General features: G+C 62.9%; 21 protein-coding genes. 13 read left to right on the forward strand and 8 right to left on the reverse strand.

All coding sequences use genetic code 11. The annotated features are described in order from the left end of the window. The first annotated feature begins 95 nt into the window (after positions 1-95). The 4 genes from IEV58_RS10175 (at position 96) to IEV58_RS10190 (ending at position 4,009) form a co-directional block, all read left to right on the forward strand. Entirely contained in the window at positions 96-1,250 is a 1,155-nt protein-coding gene (locus IEV58_RS10175; protein WP_188409612.1) for an ABC transporter permease, read from the forward strand. 2 nt (positions 1,251-1,252) lie between these two features. Continuing rightward, complete coding sequence (locus tag IEV58_RS10180) at positions 1,253-2,020, forward strand: ABC transporter ATP-binding protein (RefSeq protein WP_229729341.1); 768 nt, start codon at positions 1,253-1,255, stop codon at positions 2,018-2,020. Between the two features lie 20 nt (positions 2,021-2,040). Next, a complete protein-coding gene (locus IEV58_RS10185; RefSeq protein WP_188409614.1) occupies positions 2,041-3,351 on the forward strand; it encodes an MlaD family protein in 1,311 nt (436 codons plus the stop codon). 79 nt (positions 3,352-3,430) lie between these two features. Continuing rightward, a complete protein-coding gene (locus IEV58_RS10190) occupies positions 3,431-4,009 on the forward strand; it encodes an ABC-type transport auxiliary lipoprotein family protein (RefSeq protein WP_188409615.1) in 579 nt (192 codons plus the stop codon). Positions 4,010-4,178: 169 nt separating this feature from the next. Here IEV58_RS10190 and IEV58_RS10195 read toward each other — a convergent pair whose 3' ends face one another. The 4 genes from IEV58_RS10195 to IEV58_RS10210 form a co-directional block, all read right to left on the reverse strand. After that, positions 4,179-9,851 carry an apolipoprotein A-IV repeat region-like domain-containing protein gene (locus IEV58_RS10195; RefSeq protein ID WP_188409616.1) on the reverse strand — a complete coding sequence of 1,891 codons (5,673 nt, stop codon included), beginning with the start codon at positions 9,849-9,851 and terminating at the stop codon, positions 4,179-4,181. Positions 9,852-10,270: 419 nt separating this feature from the next. Beyond that, positions 10,271-11,308: an NAD(P)/FAD-dependent oxidoreductase gene (locus IEV58_RS10200; RefSeq protein WP_188409617.1), complete on the reverse strand. Its 1,038-nt coding sequence runs from the start codon at positions 11,306-11,308 to the stop codon at positions 10,271-10,273. A gap of 86 nt (positions 11,309-11,394) precedes the next feature. Beyond that, complete coding sequence (locus IEV58_RS10205) at positions 11,395-11,715, reverse strand: 2Fe-2S iron-sulfur cluster-binding protein (RefSeq protein WP_188409618.1); 321 nt, start codon at positions 11,713-11,715, stop codon at positions 11,395-11,397. A gap of 109 nt (positions 11,716-11,824) precedes the next feature. Then, positions 11,825-12,190 (reverse strand): Hpt domain-containing protein, encoded by a 366-nt coding sequence (locus IEV58_RS10210; RefSeq protein ID WP_188409619.1) that lies wholly within the window; start codon positions 12,188-12,190, stop codon positions 11,825-11,827. A gap of 183 nt (positions 12,191-12,373) precedes the next feature. Here IEV58_RS10210 and IEV58_RS10215 point away from each other — a divergent pair, with 183 nt between their 5' ends. Genes IEV58_RS10215 through IEV58_RS10225 form a run of 3 tightly spaced genes read left to right on the forward strand, consistent with a single transcriptional unit; the run spans position 12,374 to position 15,378 of the window. Continuing rightward, positions 12,374-12,892 (forward strand): SixA phosphatase family protein, encoded by a 519-nt coding sequence (locus tag IEV58_RS10215; protein ID WP_188409620.1) that lies wholly within the window; start codon positions 12,374-12,376, stop codon positions 12,890-12,892. Continuing rightward, complete coding sequence (locus IEV58_RS10220) at positions 12,892-14,361, forward strand: YcjX family GTP-binding protein (RefSeq protein WP_188409621.1); 1,470 nt, start codon at positions 12,892-12,894, stop codon at positions 14,359-14,361. Before IEV58_RS10215 ends, IEV58_RS10220 begins: the two co-directional genes overlap by 1 nt. Positions 14,362-14,379: 18 nt before the next feature. After that, the gene (locus IEV58_RS10225) at positions 14,380-15,378 is read left to right on the forward strand and encodes a YcjF family protein (RefSeq protein WP_188409622.1); all 999 of its coding nucleotides are present in this window, start codon (positions 14,380-14,382) and stop codon (positions 15,376-15,378) included. Between the two features lie 2 nt (positions 15,379-15,380). Here the strand turns inward: IEV58_RS10225 and ribB are convergent, their stop codons facing one another. Together ribB and IEV58_RS10235 are read right to left on the reverse strand one after the other, a co-directional pair. Further along, a complete protein-coding gene (gene ribB / locus IEV58_RS10230; RefSeq protein ID WP_188409623.1) occupies positions 15,381-16,685 on the reverse strand; it encodes a 3,4-dihydroxy-2-butanone-4-phosphate synthase in 1,305 nt (434 codons plus the stop codon). Positions 16,686-16,741: 56 nt separating this feature from the next. Beyond that, complete coding sequence (locus IEV58_RS10235) at positions 16,742-17,257, reverse strand: DinB family protein (RefSeq protein ID WP_188409624.1); 516 nt, start codon at positions 17,255-17,257, stop codon at positions 16,742-16,744. Between the two features lie 137 nt (positions 17,258-17,394). On the opposite strand from IEV58_RS10235, the gene ndk reads away from it, so the two are divergent. Both ndk and IEV58_RS10245 read left to right on the forward strand, forming a co-directional pair. Beyond that, complete coding sequence (gene ndk, locus IEV58_RS10240; protein ID WP_188409625.1) at positions 17,395-17,817, forward strand: nucleoside-diphosphate kinase; 423 nt, start codon at positions 17,395-17,397, stop codon at positions 17,815-17,817. A 26-nt stretch (positions 17,818-17,843) separates the two neighbouring features. After that, complete coding sequence (locus IEV58_RS10245; protein WP_188409626.1) at positions 17,844-18,149, forward strand: hypothetical protein; 306 nt, start codon at positions 17,844-17,846, stop codon at positions 18,147-18,149. Positions 18,150-18,192: 43 nt separating this feature from the next. Here IEV58_RS10245 and purN read toward each other — a convergent pair whose 3' ends face one another. Together purN and purM are read right to left on the reverse strand one after the other, a co-directional pair. Beyond that, the gene (gene purN / locus IEV58_RS10250; protein ID WP_188409627.1) at positions 18,193-18,834 is read right to left on the reverse strand and encodes a phosphoribosylglycinamide formyltransferase; all 642 of its coding nucleotides are present in this window, start codon (positions 18,832-18,834) and stop codon (positions 18,193-18,195) included. Continuing rightward, positions 18,831-19,916 (reverse strand): phosphoribosylformylglycinamidine cyclo-ligase, encoded by a 1,086-nt coding sequence (purM, locus tag IEV58_RS10255; RefSeq protein WP_188409628.1) that lies wholly within the window; start codon positions 19,914-19,916, stop codon positions 18,831-18,833. Before purM ends, purN begins: the two co-directional genes overlap by 4 nt. Positions 19,917-20,060: 144 nt before the next feature. Between purM and IEV58_RS10260 the strand changes: the two genes are divergently transcribed. Genes IEV58_RS10260 through IEV58_RS10275 form a run of 4 tightly spaced genes read left to right on the forward strand, consistent with a single transcriptional unit; the run spans position 20,061 to position 24,653 of the window. Next, positions 20,061-20,603, forward strand: a complete 543-nt coding sequence (locus IEV58_RS10260) for a CDP-alcohol phosphatidyltransferase family protein (RefSeq protein ID WP_188409629.1) — start codon at positions 20,061-20,063, stop codon at positions 20,601-20,603. After that, the gene (locus IEV58_RS10265; protein ID WP_229729342.1) at positions 20,590-21,705 is read left to right on the forward strand and encodes an AI-2E family transporter; all 1,116 of its coding nucleotides are present in this window, start codon (positions 20,590-20,592) and stop codon (positions 21,703-21,705) included. The genes IEV58_RS10260 and IEV58_RS10265 overlap by 14 nt, the downstream gene beginning before the upstream one ends. A 1-nt stretch (position 21,706) precedes the next feature. Next, positions 21,707-22,399, forward strand: coding sequence for a P-loop NTPase family protein (locus tag IEV58_RS10270; RefSeq protein WP_188409630.1), 693 nt, complete (start codon positions 21,707-21,709; stop codon positions 22,397-22,399). 46 nt (positions 22,400-22,445) lie between these two features. Further along, positions 22,446-24,653 carry an RNA degradosome polyphosphate kinase gene (locus IEV58_RS10275; protein WP_188409631.1) on the forward strand — a complete coding sequence of 736 codons (2,208 nt, stop codon included), beginning with the start codon at positions 22,446-22,448 and terminating at the stop codon, positions 24,651-24,653. The last annotated feature ends 11 nt before the right edge of the window (positions 24,654-24,664 follow it).

Consider the following 24,664-nt stretch of genomic DNA (forward strand, 5'->3'; position numbering starts at 1 on the left):
CACTGTTGTGTGTAAGGCATAGCATGGGCATTTCGTTCGAACCAACCGAACGCTGCTCGACAATAAACCCATACCTCCGCTAGGGATGAAGGCGGATGAACCAGGATTCGACCCAGTCCCGTGCAGAACCCTCGCTCGCCATCGAGCCAGGGAAGGATGCGCTCGTTCTGCGCGCCGATGGCGATTGGACGAAAACGGCCGCGCGGGATCTGGAGCAGATGGCCGATGAGGCGTCCTCGCATCTGGCCCAGGCGTCAAACGTCGTTCTCGATCTCGATCAGCTCGACCGTATGGATTCAGTCGGCGCCATCATGCTGGGGCGGCTTCTTCACGATGCGGAGGGAGCTGGGGCCTCAATCACCGTGCGCGGGGCGAGCAAGGAGCAGGAGACGCTGATCGAATCCGCCCAGCGGACACAGGCTCTTCCTGAGCCAAAGCGGGGGGGCGGATCCATCGTTGATGTCCTGGAGGACATCGGCCACGGCGTCGTCGGCGCGTTCAGCGATGTCAAGGCGAGCGTCGGCTTTCTGGGCTCGATCGTGGCTGGCATGGGTGGCGTGCTCCTGCGTCCCCGCACGTTCCGCGGAACATCTGTGGTGTTCCATCTGGAGCAGGTCGCTTTCCGCTCGTTGCCGATCATCGGCCTCATCTCCTTCGTTGTCGGCGCGATCGTCTCCCAGCAATCCATTTTTCAGCTGCGCGGGTTTGGCGCCGAGATCTTCGTGGTGGATCTCATCGGCATCCTCACCGTGCGCGAGCTTGGCGTGCTACTGACGGCCATCATGATGGCGGGACGGTCGGGCAGCGCCTTCACCGCCGAAATCGGCTCCATGAAAATGCGCGAGGAGATCGATGCCCTGCGCACCATGGCGCTCGATCCCATCGCTGTCCTGGTTCTGCCGCGCCTCTTCGCGTTGGTGATCGGGCTCACCTTGATGGCCTTCATGGCCTCCTTGTTCTCGATCCTTGGGGGCGGCGTCGTCGCCTGGATCTACGGTAACATCAGCCCGGAAATCTTTCTTAACCGGCTCAAGGAGACGCTGACCGTCTCCAGTTTCATGGTCGGCATCATCAAGGCGCCTTTCATGGGCATCGTTATCGGCATCATCGCCACCGTCGAAGGCTTGCGTGTGGAGGGCTCAGCCGAGTCGCTCGGCCAGCGCACCACCGCCTCCGTGGTGAAGGCGATTTTCGTCGTGATCGTACTCGACGGCCTCTTTGCCATGTTCTTCGCGGCTCTCGGATGGTGACCGTGGCGCAGACGGGCGAGACCATCATCAAAGTGCGCGACCTGGCCGTGGGCTTTGACGACCGGCTCGTCATCGATGGCCTCGATCTTGACCTTTTCCGCGGTGAGATCCTTGGCGTCGTCGGGGGCTCGGGCTCGGGAAAGTCGGTGTCGCTGCGCGCCATTGTCGGTCTTTTGCCCAAGCGGCGCGGCAGCATCGAGATTTTCGGCGTCGATGTGGATGAAGCCAAGGAGATCGAGCGCAGGGCGCTGGAACGCCGCTGGGGCATCCTGTTCCAGCAGGGTGCGCTTTTTTCCTCCATGACCGTGCAGCAGAACGTCGAGATGCCGCTGCGCGAGCATACCGATCTCAGCCCTGCGCTGCGTGAGGAGATCGCGCGGTACAAGATCGCGCTCGTGGGACTCAAGCCGGAGGCCGCCAGCCGGTTCCCGTCCGAACTTTCCGGCGGCATGATCAAGCGCGCGGCGCTGGCCCGCGCTTTGGCGCTTGATCCGGAAATCGTTTTCCTGGATGAGCCCACGTCGGGTCTCGATCCGATCAGTGCGGGCGATTTCGATGAACTCTTGTTGACCCTGCGGGAGGCTTTGGGGCTCACCGTTTATATGGTAACCCACGACATCGACAGCCTTGTGCGGATCACTGATCGCATCGCTGCGCTCGGCGAAGGGAAGATGCTTGCCACCGGGCCCATTGCTGACATGCGTAAATCTGAACAACCCTGGATCAAGACCTACTTCCGGGGCCCGCGTGCTCGTGCGGCGGGTGTGTGAGTGATGACAGGACGTAATTGATGGAAACCCGCGCCAATCACGCTCTCATCGGTCTCTTCACGCTTGCCGTCGTCCTTTGCGGGTTCGGCTTTGTGTGGTGGTTCGCCGGAGCGGCCGATTCCGGCCAGCGCAACGCCTATAACGTGATCTTTCAGGGGTCCGTCTCGGGTCTGACGCGGGGTTCCGGCGTGCTGTTCAACGGCATCCGGGTGGGCGAGGTGGTGAGCCTCGCGCTCGATCCGCAGAATCCGCAGCGTGTGACGGCCCGCATCACCACCGAGCCCACGACGCCTATTCGAACGGATACCAAGGCACGGCTTGAATATCAGGGCCTGACCGGTGTCGCGGCGATCCAGCTTGAAGGTGGCAAGACGGATGCGCCGGTGCTGGCCACCAGCAGCAGCGAGCCGGGCGTCATCATCGCTGAACGTTCCGCCGTTCAGGACCTTCTGGAAGGCGCGCGCAAGGTCATGACGCGCGCCGATGGCATCATGGCGACGGTGGAGGAATTCATCGTCGAGGCGCGCCAGCCGCTGACCAACTCGCTGAACAATGTGGAGCGCTTCACGACGGCCGTGGCCGGCAATTCCGACCAGATCGATCGCTTCCTGCGGGCGACCGGCGATGCCGCCACCCGCATCACGGAACTGGCAGGCCGGCTGGAAGGCCTGACCGATGACCTGCGTAACATCGTGCAGGCGGTTAATCCGCAGGAAGTTGACGCCATCGTCGGCAACTTCCAGACCTTTTCCGATGGCCTTGCCAAGGCTGCGCCGCGCATCGATTCGATCTCCGCCGACGCCTCCGCCGTGACCCGTGACATCCGGGAAGTGACGGGCCGGCTGCAGAACACCTTCACTCATGTGGATCGTGTGATCGCGGCGGTCGATGCGGACCAGGTGCGCAGCACGGTCAACAGCTTCTCATCTTTTGCCCGCACGCTGGAATCCAACCGAGGCAATGTCGACGACATCGTGGAGGACGCGCGTGAACTGACAGAGCGTCTCAACGAGGCCTCGAAAAGGCTCGACAGCATTCTGGAAGGTGCGGATTCACTCATCGGCAGCAATGGCCAGGGCGGCGGCTTCGGTGAGTTTACCGAGACGGCGAAGGCCATCCGGATCCTCGCCGAGAACCTCGATGAGCGCACGCAGCTCTTGTCGCGCGACATCTCCGGCTTCACCGGTCGCGGGCTGCGCCAGATTGATGCCTTCACCAGCCAGGGCACCCGGACGCTGACGGAAATTGAGCGTGTGCTGCGTTCGTTCGAGCGGAATCCGCGCCAGTTTCTCTTCGGCGGGTCCAGCATCCCCGAGTTTAGGGGCCGTTGAGGACAACGATGATTTGCAATCGCGTATCAGTCAGTCAGACGAGCAGAAAGAGGGCATCGTGAGGGGTCGGGGAGCCGGAGTGAGAGTCGCGAGCGTGGCGCTGGCCGCATTTCTCCTTGGCGGATGCGCGCTGTTATCGACGCCTACGCCGCCCGACACATATACGCTGACCGCGCCGAGCTTCACCAAATCCTCGCGTGCACCCCGTGGCCTTCTCGTCATCGCCCAGCCGACGGCGATCTCCGCAATCGACAGTGAGCGCATCGTCGCGAGACCGGCGACAGGGGAGATCACCTATGTGCAGGAGTCGCAGTGGTCTGACGGACTGACCCGGCTGCTGCAGGCGCGGATCCTGGAATCCTTTGAGAATGCCAGTCGGCTGTCGGCGGTTGGCCGGGTTGGCGATCGCCTGAGCTCGGATTTTCAGCTGGCGACAGACGTGCGTTCCTTCGAAGTGGATGCGGGCAGCGGCATGGCTGTGGTTGAGATTTCCGCCAAGATCATCAATGAGCGGAATGGGCGTATCGCAGCCGGCAAGATCTTCCGTGGAACGGCACCTGTCGGAGCCATCAACGGCGCTGAAGCCTCACGCGCGCTGGACACGGCCCTTCACCAGGTGCTCCGCGATCTGGTTGAATGGACCACCAGCCGGATCTGAGAGATATGGCGTGATTTAGGGCGGGCTTCAGATCGAAGCTCGCCCTTTTTGCCGTCCAGGCATCGCCTTGCGCGAATGCCGGCCGAAAGGCGACGAGTTGGTGTCCGTGGAACGCGAGTGGGCTAACGAAAAAACGGGCGCCTGAGGCGCCCGTTTTCTTTCAATTGGATCAGTCGAACCTGCCGGCCGCATGGGCGAGCATGGTGTAGACCTTGCCCGTCTCGGACGTCAGGTAGCTCTGGCCGACCGAGGGGTCGCTGCCGTCGCGGGCAACCTCGTCGAGCAGGCGCTCGAATTCGCCGATGTAGCGTTCCACCGTGCGGCGGAATTCGCCGTCGGCCGCATATTTCTTGCGTACCTCGTCGAAGGTCTTCTGGCCCTGCAGCGTGTATAGGCGGCGGGTGAAGACATTGCGCTCGCCGCGGCGGTAGCGATCCCAGAGCTCCATCACCGCCTGATGATCAATCATGCGGGCGATGTCCACCGACAGGCTGTCGAGCGACTCCAGTGCGAAGCGGACGTTTCGCTCGCCTGCCGGCTGCTTTGCCGGTGTGGGCGCCGGTGCCGGTGCCGGCGCGGCGTTGTTGTTGGCGAGCGGCTCGCGTGACGCGCGGGCAAGCAGGCCGGACAGCCAGCTGCCGTCCTCGTTGTCACTCTCGAAAGGTGACGGGCTGCGTGTCGGCAGCGGCTGAGGATTTGCCTCACGGGCGCGGTTCAGCGGAGCCGGTGCCGGAGTGGGGGCAGGTTGCTGTACGGCCGGCTTGGCACGCAGGTCTTCGGCAGCCTGCGAGGCCGACGCCACCGCTGCTGCATAGTCGACGCGGCGATTTTCCCCGACGTCATGCAGGCCGCCGTGGCGTGCCGCGATCTCCGTCAGCGCATTGAGTGCCTTCAGCTGATCAGACACGACGCGACGCATCGCGGCGGTGCTCTCCTCAGTCTCCTGCGGAAGAGCCATGATGCCCTTGCGGAGTTCGTCACGGGTCGTCTGCAACTCCGTCTGGATCGACGACGTCGTCATACGCATGTTCTTGGCGAGATCGCTGAAGCCGTCGTTGGCGCTGCGGAGCAGGGAGGTGACCTCACCGATCGCCTGCTCATAGGTGCGGCGCAGAGCCTCTGTGGTCTTCTCACGCTCCTCGCCACTGGTGGCGCGGATCTTGTCGAAGCTTTCGGTGATAGCCCGCCCGGCTTCAGCGACTTCCTGGGCCATGCTTGAGGAGGCATTGCGGGCGCGGGTTTCGGCGCTCGACAGCGACTCGTCGATCAGGCGGACGAAGCCGCGCAGCAGGACATCGAGATCGTCGGTCTGAGAGGCGAGGCCGCTGGCAGTATCCTCCAGCGATTTCCTCCGGCTTTCCAGCGTGGATTCCAGACGCGCCTGGGATTCGTCGAGCGCGGTGCTCGCCTGACCGAGGGCGCGCCCCTGATCGTCGAGCCGGTCCGCGAGCTTGGAAACGTCCGCAAGCACCGAATTCGAGACCGTTTTGAGCGCAGCGATCTGTTCGCTGATCTGCGCGTTGGTGCGGTCACTGGTGCTGGCAACCGCCTCGACTGTGGCCTCCAGCGATTTGGTTCGTTCGCCGAGGCCAGCCTCGATAAGTACCAGGCTGTCACGGGCACGGGAGACGATGCCGGAGAGTTCGACGCTGGTGCGTCCAAGGCTTCCGAGCGTGTCGGAGATGGAGCCCTTGAGATCCTCACCACTGGTCTTCAGATCGTCCACCAGCTTGCTGGTCTCGGCGCCGAAGGCCGTGGCCAGTTCTTCCGCAGCGTTGAGGAAGAGAGCGCGGGCTTCGCTGCCCCGGGCTGACAGAGCGTCGCCCAACCGGGTGCTGCTATCCTCGAAGGCGCGGATAACGGAGGCGCTGGTCTTCTGGAGGGTATCGCTCAGCTCTTCGCTGCGCTCGGTGATGCTGGTGATGAACTGGCCGCTGTTGTCATTGAGGACGCGTTCGATCTCCGCCGTCCGCTGGGTCAGCGTCGTGTTGATTTCACCGGTTCGGGCGGCCAGCGTCTCCAGCATACGGCCGCCGTTGTCATTCAGTACGCGTTCGATTTGAGCTGTCGTCTCGCCGAGAGCGGTGCCGATCTGTGCCGAACGTTCGGTGAGAAGTTCAACGAGACGGCCGCCGTTGTCATTGAGGACGCGCTCGATTTCCGCCGTGCGGTATCCAAGCGTCGAACCGATGTCGCCAGCGCGGGCGGTGAGGGTATCGACGACATCGCTGGAGAGCTTCTCCAGGGAGCGTTCGACTTCGCCGGCAGCGCCCTTGAGGGCGTCGGTGACATTCTGCACCTTGTCCGACAGGCGATCGGCGAGGGCCGTTCCCCGCGTCTCCAGATCGGCCGAGACGGTGTCGAGGCGGCCGACGACGACCATCTCGAAGCGTGCGGCACGACTGTCGAGACTTTCCGCGATCTCCATGGCCTTGGTGCCGAGGACGCGATTGACCTCCTCGGTCTTGCCGGCGAGCACATCGATGACCTCGGTCGCCCGGCGGGTAACCTCATCGGCATAGTTCTGGGACTTGGCCGCCAGCGACTCGGTGATCATCTGCTCGCCGTCGTTGAGCGTGCGTGCGAGCTCGATGGTCCGCGTGGCCAGAACCTCGTTGAGGTTGTTGGCGCGGGCGTCCAGTCCGTCGTTCACTCGGGCCAGGCGGCCGTCCATGCTGTCGCCCACGGAGCTGATCTTGTCGGTCAGCGAGCGCTCGAAATCCTCCAAGCGGTTCGACAGGGCCGACTCGATCTCGCGGGTGCGGTCGGTCAGGATGGTCTCCAGAGCGCGGGTGCGCTCGGCAACGGTGTCGCCGAGGGTGGCCGTGCGGGCCGCGAGCGATTCCATGATCGCGGCGCCGCGATTGCCCAGCACGTCTTCGGCGCGGCTGAAGTGATCCTCCAGGGTCGAGGAGAAGCCAACCATGTCGTGGCTGATGCGGTTGGCGAGCTCCATACCGCGTCCGCCGATGATGTGATCGAGCTCGCCGATCTTCATGGCAAGCAAGTCGTTCACCGAAGAGCCACGGGTGGTGATGCTCTCCGCGAGCTGCATGGTGCTCTCGACAATGGCGTCGTTGACCTTCGAGCTGCGCTCGGAAATGGACTCGATCAGGCCTTCGCCGCTGGCGTTGATCTCGCGGCTCATATCGCCGATACGCTCCATCAGCAGGCGCGAGGTGGTTTCCACCGCATCGGTGAGCGCGGACTCCGTGCGCTGCATTTCAGAGGTAACAGCACTGGACAGGCGCTCGGCGACGTTGTCGAAGCGGCCCTCGAGCGAATAGGCCTCTTCCACGAGACGCGCGCTGGTGCGCTCGGCTGCGCCAACGAGGTGGGATTCCACTTCCTTGGAACGCGCGCCGAGAGTCTCGCCGATGCGTTCGATGGATTCCGCGAGCCGCTGTTCGGCAAGATCGGTCTCCTGCCGGATGAGGTCGGTCATGCGCGAGCCGCTGTCGCCGAGGCGTGCCTCGAGCTCGGAGCCGCGCACCACGATCGCGTCGTGAATGTCGGTTGCCGTGGAGCGCAGGTCACGGGCAAGAGCGCCGCCGTGCTCGACGATGGCTTCGCCCAGCCGCTCGCGGGCCTTGGCGAAGACGCTCTCGAAGGTGAGGCTGCGTTCATGGAGCGCGCGGTCGATCTCGAACGTGGCCGTTTCGAGCGAATTGCGGACGTCGGTCGTGCGCGTCGTAATGGTGTCGAGCACGCGGTTGGCCGCGAACTCGATGCTTTCCTCGATGCCACCGCCACGCACGACCACAGCCTCGTGGATGCGTTGGCTGGAGCCGTCGATGCGGTCGGCGATGGCCATGCCGCGGGTGTCGAGCAACTCGGCCACACGCTCGCCTGTCTCGCCAATGCGGCGATCGATCTCGACGCCGCGGATGGCGATGGTCTCGTAAATGCGATCGCCGGTGGCGGCGAGCCGCTCAGCGAGCTCTCCACCGCGCGTCGTGATGACTTCGGCAATGCGGCTGCCGGTGTCGTCGAGGCGGCTGGTGACCTCCGCGCCGCGCATGGAGAGGTCAACGACGAGGCTCTCACCGGTCGCCTTCAGTGTCTCGGTGACGGTGCCGGTGCGCTCCGTGATCATATCGGCAATGCGATGGGCGGTATCGCCCAAGGTGCCGGCAAGGGTCTCGCCTGTGCGTTCCAGCGTGTCGTTGGCTTCGATGGAGCGGGCGGCGATCGCTTCCGCGATGCGGGTGCCGGTGTCGGCCAGCGTATGCGTGACCTCGCGGGCCCGAAGCGTGAGGCTTTCGGTCAGGTCGGCGGAGGTGCGGGTGAGGGCGTCGGACACCGCGTTGGCACGCTCGTTGAGCGTATCGGTCACATCGGTGCTGGTTCGCGACAGCTGATCGGCGATGGCAATGGCGCGGTCGGCGAGAGCTTCCGTCAGATCCGCGCTGGTCTGGGCCAGAGCCTCGGTGATCATCTGCGCGCGGCCGGTGAGGCCTTCGGTGACGTCCGTGCTGGTGCGATTAAGGGCGTCCGTGATCGCCGTGGCGCGCTCCGACAGCGTATAGGTGGTGGTCTCGCTGGCGCGGGTTAGCTCCTCGCTGATGGCATGCGCGCGCATGGCCATGGTCTCGCTGAGGCGCGCGCTGCTGTCTGCGAGCGTATCGGTAATCGTCTGGGCGCGGTCCTCGAAGGAGCGTATCATGCCCGAACTGGTTTCAGTCAGGGTCTCGGTGATGCTGCGGGCACGATCTTCGAGTGACTGGGTGAGGTCGCGGCTGGAATTGACGAAGGTCTCGTGGAAGGCGGAGGCCTTTTCTTCGAGGTTGACGGTTACCTCGGTGCTGACGCGGGTCAAGGTGCCGTTGACGTCGTTGCCGGTGCTGGAAAGACGGTCGATGATCTCGTGCGCCTGCGTGGTGACCGACTGGATCAGGTTTTCGCCGGCCGAGCCGACAGCCTCGGTGATCTGGATGCTCCTCTCGCCGAGGTTCTGCGTGGCGCGGTTACCGGCTTCGGTGATGCTGGTGGTGAGATATTCGGTGGCGTTGGCGAGTTCGCGAGCAAGGTCGCTGTGCGTGGCGGTCAGCGTATGGCGCAGCTGTTCAGCATTGGCGACAAGGCCTTCGCGCTGATTGCGCAGTTCCTCGACGATGGAGCGCACGCGCACTTCATTGTCCTGGAACGAGCGTTCAAGAGCGGTGATCTCGCCCCGGACCATGGCCTCAAGTTCAGTGGCGCGGCTAAAGGCGCGTTCGATACCATCATCGATGGCGGAAACTTCACGGCGCACGGCCTGCCCGATAGACAGAACGCCATCTCGGGCGGTGGACTCAGGCTCGGCCAGACGAAGGGCGACTTCCGTCATGGAGCGGGAGACGAGCCACATCTCATTCGCACGGCGCGTCAACGCGGCCAGCATGAAGAAGATGAAGATCGGCGCGACGATGCCAAGGGTCACCGCGGCCAGCGGGGCGAGGGCCGCCGGATCGGAGAGGGCACCTGGAGCAATTGGGAGCAGACCGGCGCTGAAGGCATAGGCGACGCCGAGGGCGGCCCAGCCAAGCGATGCGAGGGTAGCAAGGACGTAAGGGGTGCGCGACGGGCGCTTCTGCAATGCATAGGCGATATGCGCGAAGGAGCGGGTGTCGTCATTGGCAGGCAAGGGCCCTGCGGTTTCGATGCGTGGCTGCGGGCGAGGCGCCTGAGGCGCGCGAGCGAAGGGCGCGGACTGGTTTGGCTCCCTGAACACTTCCTCGTCCTTCACCGGACGATTTTCCTGAACCTCGGCCTCCTGCTCGCCGACGAGGTTCAACGCTTCCTCGATGGCGGAGAGAGCTGCCTCGGCCGGGTCCTTCATCTTACGTGGATTATTAGCCATGTCTTTCGCCTCGCGCCCGTACTCAAAACTCATCGGCGGTCAAACTTCATCACAATGAAGCGTCCCGCCGTCGAACACGCGCCGACCCCAAATCATCAGGACGTATGAAGGTCATGGACATGTCCCCTCCCGCCTTTCCCCACCGGTGCAAACACGCCGGCTTTGGGGCATTCTTCGCCGCGGGGGCGATCCTAAACGGGCCAGAGGCGAAAGAAAACACGTCGGCTGTGGAAATCGCAAGTTTCGTTAACGTCTTTTTTACCATAAATTTCAACGACTTTTAATTTCCACGCTTGAAATGTGAATTTGAGGGGCGCGACGAGATCCTGCGCCACCGCAAAAAATATTTTGCTAAAGGGAATAGTTTCCTGAGAGTTAAGGGCGGCGGCTGCCGTGAATAGCGCCTCGGGACGTGCCGATTATTCCCTGTCCAATGCCCTCAGCTTTTCCTGCAGGAGGCTGGAGGAGGTGCTGTGCTCGAACTTGGGAACGCCGCCGGGCCTGATGCGCGCCGCGATGGCCTGGGCGGCGAGTGCGCTTTCATGGAAACCGGACAAGATCAGCTTTAGCTTGCCGGGATACCAGTTTATGTCGCCGATCGCATGAATGCCTGGCGTGCTGGTTTCGAAACGTTCGGTATCCACCACGATGTGATGTTCACGGAGCGTGAGGCCCCAGTCCGCGACGGGTCCGAATTTGACGATCAGCCCGAAGAAGGGCAGCAGCATGTCGGCTTCGACGTGGAAGGTGGTCAGATCCCCACGCTGCGCCGTGACGCCCGTGAGGGTCCGTCCGTCTCCATGAAGCGTCGTGATTTGCCCCAGCGCGAGATCCATGTCGCCGGAGGCCACGAGGGCGCGCATGCCTGCCACGCTGTGGGGGGCGGCACGAAACACGTCCCGGCGGTGCATCAACGTTACTCGTTCGGCGATAGGCTGCAGGTTGAGCGCCCAGTCGAGAGCGCTGTCGCCGCCGCCCACGATCAGCACCTTCTTGCCGCGAAAGCGCTCGCGCTGCCGCACCGCATAAAAGACCGAGGTGCCCTCATAACCATCGATGCCGGGGTAGGTTGGCTTCTTGGGCTGGAATGAACCGCCGCCTGCCGCGATGATCACCGCCTTTGCGTTGAACGAAGGGCCTGCGTCGGTGGTCAGGCGGAAACGGCCGTCGGGGAGCGGAATGATCTGCTCCACCATTTGCGAGAAATGGAACTGCGGCTCGAAGGGCCGGATCTGTTCCAGCAGATTGTCGACCAGTCCTTGACCCGTTACCGAGGGAAGCCCGGGAATATCGAAGATCGGCTTTTCCGGATAGAGCTCCGCGCATTGGCCGCCCGCCTGATCGAGGGTGTCGATCACATGGGCCTTGAGGCCCAGCATGCCGAGCTGAAAGACGGCAAAAAGGCCGACGGGACCGGCGCCTATGATGACGACATCGCTGTCAAAGGGTTCGGTCATGGGTGCGGCAGCCTGTGGATTGGCCTGAGGATCAGCGAAGCTGCCCCGGCTTCTAATCCATTGTGCTGCGTGGCGGAAGTCGTCGTTCAGCCCTGGCGTTCGGGCGTCTCGACGACGAGACCGTCCAAAGCCTCCGTGATCTTGATCTGGCAGGACAGTCGGCTCGTCGGACGGATATCGAAGGCGAAATCCAGCATGTCCTCTTCCATGGGCGAGGGACCACCCACGGCCTCGCTCCAGTCCGGATCCACATAGACATGGCACGTGGCACAGGAGCAGGCGCCGCCACATTCGGCGTCGATACCAGGGATATTGTTACGGAGGGCTGTTTCCATGACCGTCGACCCGACGGGTGCGTCCACAGTGTGGCGTTCACCGCTGGCTTCGACGAAGGTGATCTTCGGCATGACGTCCCGGCTCATTCAAAGCAGAAAGGCGTCGCACAAGATGCACGACGCCTCGGTTTCTTAGGGGCCTTCGGCAATCGATGCTAGACTTCGATGCGCCGATGCGGCGTCAGGCCGCGAGAAGCGTGTCGATTTCCTGCGTGGCTTCGGCCACGGTCTCGGCGACGGCTTCGAGGGCGCTGCCGGTGTTGCCAACACCCTTTGCCGCGCGTTCCAGTTCCTCGGCAGCGGCGGCAACGCGCCATGCACCCACGCCGCGGGCGGACCCGACGAGAGCATGCGCAATTTCAGCGCGCCCGGTGGGGTCGGTCGTTCCCTCCAAGCGGATCATGAAGAGGCGGGTCTGCCGACGGAAGATGGCGAGCACTTCGCGCTCCACCGCGCGATCGCCCGCAGTCTGGCGGGAGAGGTGGACGAGATCGATCGGGCGGGTGGGGATGGCGGCTGTTGCCTGATCGCTGGCTGACACTAACATGACTAGTTAACCTCAAATGGACCTGATGCTCTCAACTCACGAGCATGCTTGAGTTTGAATCCTGCTACGGCCAATTTAAGGCAAATACTTCCTCCAATCGGTAAACGGACTGCGGAATCGTTATGTAACACTTTTGTTGTAGCGAGCTTGCCACATGCCGATTCCTACCCAAGTGAAAGATATATGCGTCGGTTGATCCTGTTCAGACATGCCAAAGCTCTCTCGCCCGAAGGACTTGCGGACCGCGAACGGCCACTCGATCCCATCGGGGTCCGGGCCGTACCTGTGATGGCCCGTTGGTTGGCGGATCAGGGTTTCATCCCTGATCTCGCGCTTGTTTCACCGGCGCTTCGCACCATGGAAACTTGGGCTCTGGCGGCGCCTGCCTTCGATCGGACCATCAAGGCACATTCTGAAGCCGCGCTCTACGACGCACGCGTGACCACTATCCTGAGCCTGGTCCGCTCGGTGGGCGCGGAGGTGGCCTCCCTGGTCGTCGTCGGGCACAACCCCGGACTTGAAGAGCTTGCAGGACAGCTTTCCGGCCTCTCAGAAGCCAGTGCCCGGCGTCGCCTGGCGACCGGATTTCCACCGGGGGCCATCGCCGTTCTCAATTGCCCTGACGGAAAGTGGAGCGATCTGCAGCCTGGAGGCGCTGAGCTTACCCACATCGTCACCCCGGCAGATCTTGGGGCGAGGTGATGGGGATTATCGGCAACATTGGCCATGAGGCGCGCATCACGGCCCGGAGCCTGCTGGACGCGGCAAGCGGCATGGTCGAGCCAAGTCTTCGGCTGGGTGTCACCGGACTTTCCCGCGCGGGAAAGACGGTGTTCATCACCTCGCTCGTGCACGCACTGACGGTTGGCGCCCGCATGCCGCTCTTCCGCGCGGCAGGAGAAGGGCGCATAGCCTCGGCCCGCCTCGCACCCCAGCCGGATGACGCCGTACCCCGTTTCGAAATCGAAAAACATCTGTCGGCCTTCACCGGTGCCGAACGCCACTGGCCGGAATCCACACGGCGGATCGCCGAGCTTCGCGTGGTGATCGACTACCAGAGCCAGGGGTTCTGGGGGCGGCAGTTTGGCCCTTCCAAGCTCAATCTTGATATCGTCGATTATCCTGGCGAGTGGCTCCTTGACCTTGGCCTCATGGGCAAGAGTTTTGAACGCTGGTCATCCGAGACAGTGGCGCAGGCGCGGATCGGCGCGCGTGCCGCGATCGCCGCCGACTGGCTGGAGGCGACAGCCGCAACCGATCCCGGAACCCGGGAGAGCGAGGATGTGGCGCGCCGAAACGCGGCTCTCTTCACCAGCTATCTGCGCTCCGCCCGAGACGCCCGCCATGCCTTGTCGGCGCTACCGCCCGGGCGCTTCCTCATGCCCGGCGATCTTGAGGGATCGCCGGCGCTGACTTTCGCGCCGTTGGACGTTCCCGCAGATGGCACGGCTCCGGCAGGATCGATCTGGGCCCTGATGGGGCGGCGGTATGATGCCTACGTCCAGCATGTTGTCCGTCCGTTTTTCCGGGACCACTTCGCCCGCCTCGACCGGCAGATCGTCCTCGTGGATGCCTTGACCGCGCTCAATGCCGGGCCGGACGCGGTGATGGATCTGGAGAATGCCCTGGCTGATGTCCTGACGGCCTTCCGCCACGGCGGCCCGTCCTGGCTGGGAGTTCTGCGGCCCCGGATCGACAGGCTCCTGTTCGCAGCCACGAAGGCAGATCACCTCCACCACACTAGCCATGACCGGCTCGAGGCGATCCTCGCCAAGCTGGTGGAGCGGGCATCTGTCCGCGCTGGTGCTGCGGGCGCGATGGTCGACATTCTCGCTCTGGCTTCGGTGCGTGCGACGCGGGAAGGGCAGGTCAGGCGTGGCGGCGTGGAATATCCCGTTATCATTGGCGTACCTGAGGCTGGTGAACAGGCCGGAGATGAGATTTTCGATGGCGAGCGCGAGATGGCCTTCTTCCCAGGTGATCTTCCGGCGGACCCGTCCCAGGCGCTTGCCGCGGGCGGCTTTCGTGGGCGCTTGAGCGGGGCAGAGGCGGATATGCGTTTCGTCAACTTCCGCCCGCCGCAGATCGAGCCCGCGCCCTGGGGCATGCGGCTGCCCCATATCCGTCTCGATCGCGCGCTGGAATTCCTGATCGGCGATGCCCTCGCATGACCCCGGATAGATGATCTGATGAACACAACGCGCAGGCCGACGACCTTCCATCTCGATGAAGCGGAGATCATCGAAGCGGCACCCGTGCCCGATGATCTCGTGCTGCTGAATGATCCCGCGGCGCTACCTCCTGTTCCAGTTGAGCCGAAGTCTTCAGGCCGTTGGAAATTAGGTAGAATTTTTTGGTCTGGTCTCGGCATTCTTGGCTCGATGGCGCTCGGACTGGCCGTGACCCATCTGATCGAGGATCTCTATGCGCGGGCCGATTGGCTGGGCTGGGCAGGACTTGCCGTCGCAGGCGTCACGGCTGTTGCCGGTATGGGCTTTGTCGCGCGGGAGATGCTTGCCATCCGCCGGCTGGCCGCGATCGATGATCTCAGGAACGACGCGACCGAAGTGCTGCGAACGGATGAACTCGCCGGGGCCAAACGGATCGCGGAACGCCTGACGGGTCTTTATGCCGCCGTGCCGGAAACGGCGCGTGGCCGTTCCGCCGTCACACGACACGCGGCGGATATTTTCGACGGCTCCGACCTTTTGCGGTTGTCGGAGCGCGAAATCCTCGCACCGCTGGATGCCGCCGCGGCCCGTGCGGTGGCTCAGGCGGCGCAGCGCGTCTCAATCGTCACGGCAGTGGCGCCGCGTGCCTTCATCGACATCGCCGTTGTTGCGGGTGTTTCCATCAGCCTTATCCGCCGCATTGCCACGATCTATGGCGCGCGGCCGGGCACACTCGGATTTTTCACGCTCCTGCGCCACGTGATGTCGCATCTGGCCGTGACCGGCGGCATGGCTGCCGGTGAGAGCATGATCGATCAGGTGGTTGGACACGGGCTGGCGGCGCGGATCTCCGCCAAGCTAGGTGAGGGCGTCATCAATGGCATCCTCACGGCTCGTGTCGGCCTTGCAGCTATGGCCGTATGCCGACCACTGCCGTTTGATGCCGTGCGGGCGCCCACCGTACGGGATGTGGCCGGCAGGCTCTTCGAACGGGCGGAGAAGAAGACAGACGGCTGATTTCAGCCGTCCGCGATCTCGGTGTTCTCGATCTCGATGCCAAAACCGGAGAGCCCGACGTAGTGACGCTCACGCGATGCGAGGAGGTTGATTGAGCCGACGCCGAGATCCTTGAGGATCTGCGCGCCAAGCCCGACCTCGCGCCAGAGCTTGTGGCGCGCGCTTTCGCTCTCCGTCTTGTCCTCGCTGCCCGCCACGTTCAGCGGAACGCCCGCCGCACCGTCACGCAGGTAGACCAGAACGCCGCGACCTTCCGATTTGAAGTGTGATAACGCCTGGTGGATCGCCTTGGCACCGCCGAAAACATCGGTGATGGCATCAGCCCGGTGAAGCCGGGCAGGAACGTTGCGGCCATCGCCCACCCGTCCATAGACGAAGGCGAGATGCTGCACCCGGTCGAAGGGCGTCACATAGGCATAGCCCTGAAGCTGGCCAATCTCCGTGTCGACCGTGAATTCAGAAATGCGTTCGACGAGCTTTTCCCGAGCCTGACGGTAGGCAATGAGATCGGCCACCGAGATGTGCTTGAGTTTGTGCCGTGCGGCAAATTCCGCGACCTGAGGTCCGCGCATGACGGACCCGTCGTCATTCACCATCTCGCAGATGACGCCCACGGGATCGAGGCTGGCCAGCTTGCACAGATCCACCGCTGCTTCGGTATGGCCGGAACGGATGAGCACACCACCATCCTTGGCGATGAGCGGGAAGATGTGTCCCGGGCGCACGAAATCGGCAGCGCCTGCGTTGTTGTTGGCAAGCCCGCGTACCGTGGCCGTCCTGTCATCAGCCGAGATCCCCGTCGTCGTACCATGGCGGTAGTCGACCGAAACCGTAAAGGCCGTGGAATGCGGCGCATCGTTATCGGCCACCATGGGCGAAAGGCGCAGCCGCCTTGCCGTATCCGACGTGATGGGGGCACAGACGATGCCGGAGGTATAACGGACGATGAAGGCCATCTTTTCCGGTGTGGCGTGAACCGCAGCGACGATCAGATCGCCCTCGTTCTCGCGGTCATAGTCATCGGTGACCACAAGGATTTCGCCTTGAGCGAAAGCCTCGACGGCGCTTTGCACCCTCTTTTCGATCGTGTCCATGCTGTCGTCTTTCATGTCTGCAGCCAGTCCGAGAAGATCATTGGGTGTGACCTCGCCCTTGGTTTGGCGCGTGATTTTCTCCGCCATCTCTCTGGAGATCCAGGCAGAGGGATCATTGCAGAGCGCCGTGACCGTGGCCGGTGCGATACCGAGCGAACGGGCGAAGGAGCTGCGGGAAATGTTGTGCCGCGTGAGCCAGTCGTTGAGCTTCATACCGCTTCTTAGCCGAGCGACTTTTCAGTATCAATGAAAAGATCGTGCTGTTGTTGTCAGCCGATACCCTGCTCCCGCTGAAAGAGGATCAGGTCCAGCGAAGGGGCGGCGCCTTTTCCGGCTATGGCTGTCAGCAGGCCATGGATCTGGCCGCGATGGTGGGTCTGATGGTTGAAGAGGTGTGCCAGGGCGGATGAAAGGCTTTGGGCCACCGGCTTTGGGTTGGACACCGGACGGTACTGCACGATCGCGCCGAGATCCGCTTCGGCAAGACTTTCAATCCAGGCCGTGATCCTGCGATCCTCGGCCTCCCGTGCGGTGCGAAGTTCGTTCAACCTCTCGTGAAGGATGGCGTCGAGGCGGTCCGGCGCCGTGCCCTGTTGTGCAAGCCGCACCATCCAGATGCGGTCTGTCACCAGAAGATGGTTCAAGGTCCTGTGGACCGAACCAAAGAAGGCGCCACGGTCGGCGCGGTAGTCCTCATCTCGCAAGGCCGCTGCTGCATCATAGATGCGCCCGTTCGCCCAGGCGTTATAGCGCGCGAACATGATGTAGTGCTGGGAGAGGGACATCGTGTGCTGTTCCTTGGCGGTGGCTACGATCGGAGATGTCGTTCGTTTCAATCATAAGACGGCTCGTGCTGTCTTGCCGCCTTCAAGTGCCGTCGCTATACACGCGCCACATCCAACAACGATCGGAAAATCAACATATGGCCATCGAGCGCACCTTCTCGATCATCAAGCCCGACGCCACTCGTCGCAACATCACCGGCAAGATCATCGACCGTATCGAAAGTGCGGGCCTGCGGGTCATCGCCTCCAAGCGTCTCCACCTCACCCGCGAGCAGGCGGAGGGCTTCTATGCCGTTCACAAGGAGCGGCCCTTCTTCAACGATCTCGTCTCCTTCATGATCTCAGGCCCGGTCGTGGTCCAGGTGCTGGAAGGGGAAAATGCGGTCGCCAAGTACCGCGAAGTGATGGGTGCGACCAATCCCGCCAATGCCGACGCCGGCACCATCCGGAAGGACTTTGCCGAATCTATCGAGGCAAATTCCGTCCACGGCTCCGACGCCCAGGACACGGCGAAGGAGGAGATTGCCTATTTCTTCAAGGATGAAGAGATCGTCGGCTGACGACTAGACCGAGGCGGGAGAACGGAATGCGCAAAACCAGTCTGGCGGTTGCGATTATAGCTGCGATGGTGCCGTTCGCCGCTCAGTCGCAGACAGCTCCCGCTTCCATCTCCCGCGATCAGGTCCGCACACGGCTGCTGGACGGCTGTGTCTATGACATGTCGCGGGAAGCGGATCCGTTGAAGAACCGGATCGTGCCGAAATGCTCCTGCTACGGCAAGGGCGTCTCGGCGCTCATGAGCCCGGAAGAGATCGCGGCGTTCGGCCGCGATCCCTCCGTACCGCGACGGATCAAAGCCGAGGCTGAAAAGCTGTTCGCCAGTTGTTCTTGAGCAGGCACAAGGCTGTCGCCGGCTAACAACGCTGAAGTTCTGCTCAGACGATGATCATTTGCGGCAGGACCGCCTCCGCATCCACCCTGACCCTTTCGCCTTCCACGATGGCGCGCCCGGAGGCGATCAACGCGAGAGCGTGCGGGTAGAGGCGATGTTCCGCGCCGAGCACGCGTGCGGCCAGACTTTCGGCCGTATCCTGTGACGAGACCGGGACGGCGGCTTGGGCGACGATGGGTCCGTCATCCATTTCCGCGCGAACGATGTGTACCGTGCAGCCGTGAACCCTTACACCGGCAGCAAGCGCGCGCGCGTGGGTATCGAGGCCTTTGAAACTTGGGAGCAGGGAAGGGTGGATGTTCAGCGTTCTGTCGCGCCAGGCGTCGACAAACCAGGGGCTGAGCAACCGCATGAAGCCTGCGAGGCAGATGAGATCGATCCCCGCCTCCCGCAGACGCTCGTCCATGGCTTCCTCGAAGGATCGCTTGTCGGCAAAATCGCGATGACTGATCACACCGGTGGCAATGCCCGCGTCCGTTGCGTGCCGCAGGCCCGCGGCCTCCGGTCGGTTGGACAGAACGAGGGCGATTTCCGCGGGATAATCCGGTTGCTTTGCTGCCTCGATGAGGGCGCTCATGTTGGAGCCGCGCCCGGAGATCAGGATGCCGACCTTGCGTTTCGTCATGACGGCTGGGCGGTGTCCAGCTTGAGATTGCCGCTGGCGATGACCCTCTCGTTGCCGGAGGCAAGGACCTCGCCAAGCATGATGGCCGGTTCACCGGCCTCACGGAAGCTCTGGGCCACCCGTTCGGCTTCCGATGCGGCCACGACAGCGACCAAGCCGATGCCGCAGTTGAAGGTGCGGAGCATTTCCGCTTCCGCCACATTGCCGGTCTGTGCAAGCCAGCCGAACACAGGCGGTACGGCAATCGTGCCAAGATCGATGCGGGCGCCGAGGCCATCGGGCAGGACCCGGGGAATGTTGTCTGGGAAACCGCCGCCGGTGATATGCGCCAGTGCCTTGATGGCTCCGGTCTTGCGCAGGACCTCGAGCACGGGACGAACATAGATCTTCGTCGGGCTCAACAAGGCGCGACCGAGTGATGTGCTATGCGCGAAAGGCGCGGGCGCGTCCCAGGCAAGGCCGGACACTTCGACGATCTTGCGGACGAGTGAATAGCCGTTGGAATGCACGCCTGAGGAGGACAGGCCGAGCAGCACGTCGCCCTCTTGGACATCTCCCTTGGGCAACAGTTGATCCCGTTCGGCCGCGCCGACGGCGAAGCCGGCAAGGTCATACTCGCCGTCCTTGTAATGGCCCGGCATTTCGGCCGTCTCGCCGCCTATGAGGGCGCAGCCGGCATCGAAGCATCCTGTCGCGATGCCTTTGACCACGTCGACCGCGACGCCGGATTCCAGCCGGCCGCAGGCGAAATAGTCGAGAAAGAACAGCGGCTCGGCGCCTTGAACGATAAGATCATTGACGCACATGGCGACGAGATCGACGCCGATGCTGTCGTGGATGTTCGTCGCGGCGGCTATCTTCAGCTTCGTGCCGACCCCATCCGTGGCAGAGACGAGAATGGGATCTTTGAACCCGGCGGCTTTCAAATCGAACAGGCCGCCAAATCCGCCGATCTCGGCATCCGCTCCGGCACGGCGCGTGGCGCGCACCAGCGGCTTGATCTTGTCGACAAGGGCATTGCCTGCATCGATGTCAACGCCGGCATCGCGATAGGTGAGGCCGGATGTGGGAAGCTGCGCCATCGAGGGGCTCCGTCGTTCGAGAGGCTTCGCTTAGCGCGGCGGCCGCCTCTTTTCAACGCCGCGCTCCGGAAGAAGCGGAAAGCTCACGGTTTTCTTTGACGAAAGCGGCCTTCGCATGCCACCCATTCGTCGGGAGAAACGCACGTGAACATACCGACGCTGATAACGATCGGGCGTATTCTGGCGGTGCCGATCGCGATCTGGCTTATCCTCGCCGACCATCTCATGGCGGCTTTTTGGGTCTTCGTGCTCGCTGGCATCACCGACGGCATCGACGGCTTCCTGGCGCGGCGGTGGAATCAGCGGACCGAGCTCGGCGCCTATCTCGACGCCATCGCCGACAAGGCGCTGCTGGTGTCGATCTACATCACGCTGGCTGTGGCGGGGCAGATCCCGGCTCTTCTCGCGATCACCGTCGTGTCACGCGATCTGATGATCGTGGGCGCGGTCCTGCTGTGCTGGGTGATCGGGCGGCCGCTCACGATCCGACCGACCGTCCTGTCCAAGGCCAACACGCTTGCGCAGATCACTTTCGCGGCGCTTGTGCTGGCGGCGGGCGGCTATGGTTATGAGACGGGCTGGCCCTATAGTGCAGGCGTCTGGATCGTTGCACTCTTGACGGTTGCTTCGGCAGGATCATACCTCGCCATATGGGCTCGCCACATGGCGGGCCATGACGGCGAATGAGGGTGCGCGAGTGACGCTTCAGCGGCAGGCTTTTTTCTGGGGCGTGGCCCTGGTCGTTTCCGTTCTTCTACTGTGGCTGCTCAGTGATATCCTGCTGCCATTCGTCGCCGGTATGGCGCTGGCCTATCTGCTCGATCCCGTCGCGGACCGCCTGCAGCGCGTGGGTATGAGCCGGCTGGTGGCGACACTCTTCATCCTGCTCGGCTTTATCGTCCTGCTGGTCATTGTTCTTGTCGTTGTAGTGCCGTTGATGGTCGAGCAGCTCGGGCAGTTCATCGCCAAGATACCGGACTATGTGAATACGCTGCAACAAACCTTCGCCGGTCCGGGACAGGCCTGGCTGCGGGATCTTCTCGGCAGCAATCTTGAAGAGGTGCAAGGCTCGCTCGGGGAGGTCGTCAGCCAGGGCGCCTCTTATCTCACCTCATTCCTGACGCAGCTCTGGGCCGGCAGCCAGGCCATTATCAGTTTGGTTTCCCTTGTGGTGGTCACGCCCGTTGTCACCTTCTACATGCTGGTCGACTGGGACCGCATGGTGGGCAGCATCGATCGCTTCCTTCCGCTTGAGCATCGCGAGACGATCCGGCAGCTCGCCCGCGAGATCAACCGCGCCGTGTCCGGCTTTCTACGCGGGCAAGCGGTGGTGTGCTTCTTCCTGGGAGCGTTCTACGGCGTGGGCTTGACTTTGGTGGGCCTCAACTTCGGGCTCCTGATCGGCATCGGCGCCGGCGCGCTCAGCTTCATTCCCTATGTGGGTTCCATCACCGGCTTCGTGGTGGCGATCGCCGTTGCTCTCGCTCAGTTCTGGCCGGACTGGGTATCCGTCTTCCTTGTCGCCGCCGTCTTCGGTGTGGGGCAGTTCATCGAAGGCAATATCCTGCAGCCGAAGCTGGTCGGCAATGCGGTTGGCCTGCATCCGGTCTGGCTGATGTTCGCGCTTTTCGCCTTCGGCGCGCTGTTCGGTTTCGTCGGGCTTCTTCTGGCCGTACCCATCTCGGCGGCCATTGCCGTGCTCGTCCGGTTCGGCCTCATGCACTATCAGCAGAGCCGCTTCTACGACAGCCGCTTCGGCCAACCCCTGACCGACGACCCCGTGACCTGACATGGCCCGCGTTCCCCCGCGCCAGCTTGTGCTGGATCTGGCGCTGGCGCCGCGTTATGGCGCCGACGATTATCTTGTGACCGCCTCGATCGCGCCGGCTCATGATCTGGTCATGGGCTGGCCGCGCTGGCCGGGTCCCGCCCTGCTTCTCTGCGGCCCGGAGGGAGCCGGCAAATCCCATCTTGCCGCCGTCTGGGCGGAAAACGCCGCGGCCGATGTCTATGCCGCAAGCGAGCTCGACATGGCTTCTCTGGACGCGGCCGCCGGCGGCAGCCGCTTCGTCGTTGAGAACATCGACGCTGCCGACGTCAGTGAAACGGCGCTCTTTCACCTGCTCAACCTGGCACGGGAGAGACCCTTCTCGGTGCTGCTGACGAGCAGGCGCGGGCCTGACGCCACTTGGCCGCGATTGAAGGACCTTTCATCCCGGCTTAGGGCCCTGCCGGTGGCCCGCATCGCCCCGCCTGATGATGCCCTGGTTCGGGCGGTATTGGTCAAACTCTTCGATGACCGACAGCTGATCGTGGACGAGGGCGTGGTGGACTACATCGCCCGCCGCATAGAGCGTTCGATCGGCGCGGCCCGCCATGTTGTGGGCAATATCGACAGGGAATCTCTGGCGGCCAACCGGCGTATCACCCGGGCTGTTGCCGCAGCTGTCCTTGAGCGTCTCGAAACCGACAAGGATCTGTAGCAATCTTGACGTATCATGCGCCTTCCGAAGAGAGATGAGGCGAAAAATGCAGAGTGAACCGCAAGCCAGCAAAGTCGTGGCGTTGGATGTTGAGCGCGCGCAGGCTGCGGCCGCGGTGAAGGTGGGAGACCCTGATCTTCGGACCCGCCACGATCGCTTCATCAACCGGGAGCTTTCATGGCTTCAGTTCAACCGCCGTGTGCTCGAGGAAGCAGCCAATCCCGATCATCCGCTGCTGGAGCAATTGCGTTTCCTGTCGATATCGGCCGCCAACCTCGATGAATTCTTCATGGTGCGTGTTGCGGGCCTCAAGGGGCAGGTCCGGTCAGGCGTCGCCATACGCAGCCCGGACGGGCTGGCTCCGTCCGAACAGCTCAAGGCCATTTCCGAGGTCGTCAGCCTGCTTGCGGCCGATCAGCAATCACGCTGGCTGGAACTGCGGAAGGACCTGAAGGAGGCCGATATCGTCCTCACAGACGGAACGACGCTCAAGCATGATGAAAAGCGATGGCTGGAAGAGTATTTCCTTCAGTACATATTCCCGGTTCTGACGCCTTTGGCGATCGATCCAGCCCATCCCTTTCCCTTCATCCCGAACTTCGGATTTTCGCTGGCGCTGCATCTGGCGCGCCAAACGGACGGGCGAACCCTCAATGCTCTGATCCGGATTCCAGCCAAGATCGACCGGTTCATCAGCCTGCCGGATCGCGGCGGCGGCACTACGCGCTTCGTACTGCTGGAGCAGGTTATCGGGCTGTTCATCGGCCGCCTGTTCCCCGGCTATATGGTCAAGGGGCAGGGCGCGTTCCGGATCCTTCGCGACAGCGATCTGGAAGTCGAAGAGGAGGCCGAAGACCTCGTCCGCCTGTTTGAGACAGCCCTGAAGCGCCGCCGCCGCGGATCCGTGATCCGGCTTGAGGTCGAACAGGCCATGCCGGAAACGCTGCGGACGTTCGTGGCGGAAGCCCTGGATGTGGCCGACGATGAGATTTTCCTTATTGATGGCGTGCTTGCACTCGACGAGCTGTCACAGATCGTGTCGCTCGACCGGCCCGAACTGAAGTTCACGCCTTATAATCCGCGTTTTCCCGAGCGGATCCGCGAGCACGGCGGGGACAGTTTCGCCGCCATCCGGGAGAAGGACATCATCGTCCATCATCCGTATGAATCCTTCGATGCCGTGGTGCAGTTCCTGCATCAGGCGGCGCGCGACCCCAACGTGGTTGCTATCAAGCAGACGCTCTATCGCACCTCAGCCGACAGCCCCATCATCAAGGCGCTGATGGAAGCCGCCGAGGCCGGCAAGTCGGTCACGGCGCTCGTGGAGCTGAAGGCACGGTTCGATGAAGAGGCCAACATCCGCTGGTCGCGCGACCTGGAACGCGCGGGCGTGCAGGTGGTGTTCGGGTTCCTGGAGCTGAAGACACATTCAAAGCTGTCGCTGGTGGTGCGGCGGGAGGCGGGTTCGCTGGTATCCTACTGCCATCTGGGCACCGGCAATTATCATCCCATCACCGCCCGGATTTATACGGATCTCTCGTTCTTTACCGCTGATCCCGTGATCGCGCGCGATGTGGCACGGCTGTTCAACTTCATCACCGGCTACGCGCAACCTGCGGAGCTGGAAGCCATGGCTGCCTCGCCCCATACGCTGCGCAAGCGGATTCTCGATCACATCATGATGGAGATTGAGCACGCCAAGGCCGGCCGACCAGCCGAAATCTGGTGCAAGGCGAACAGCCTCGTAGATCCCATCATCATCGATGCGCTCTATGACGCAAGCCGGGCGGGGGTGTCGATCGACCTCATCGTGCGTGGCATCTGCTGCCTGCGTCCGGGGGTGCCCGGACTGTCGGAGAATATCCGCGTCAAATCAATCGTTGGCCGCTTTCTGGAGCACAGCCGCATCTACTGCTTCGGGAACGGATTCGGGCTGCCGCACCCCGACGCTGCGGTCTATATTTCCTCGGCAGACCTCATGCCGCGCAATCTGGACCGGCGCGTCGAGGCACTTGTCCCCATAATGAATCCCACGGTTCACGCGCAGGTTCTCGACCAAATCATGGTCGCTAATCTTAAAGATAATCAGCAGAGCTGGACCGTCTTGCCCGACGGCACATCCCGGCGCATATTCCCGGCCCCTGGCGAGGAGCCCTTCAATGCTCATCGCTACTTCATGACCAATCCAAGTCTGTCGGGGCGCGGGAAATCCTTGAAGGATAACCGTCCACAGCAGCTTGAAGAGCCAAGCTGAGGCTATGCATG

This window comes from Agaricicola taiwanensis, from assembly GCF_014635245.1.
GTDB lineage: Bacteria > Pseudomonadota > Alphaproteobacteria > Rhizobiales > Methylopilaceae > Agaricicola > Agaricicola taiwanensis.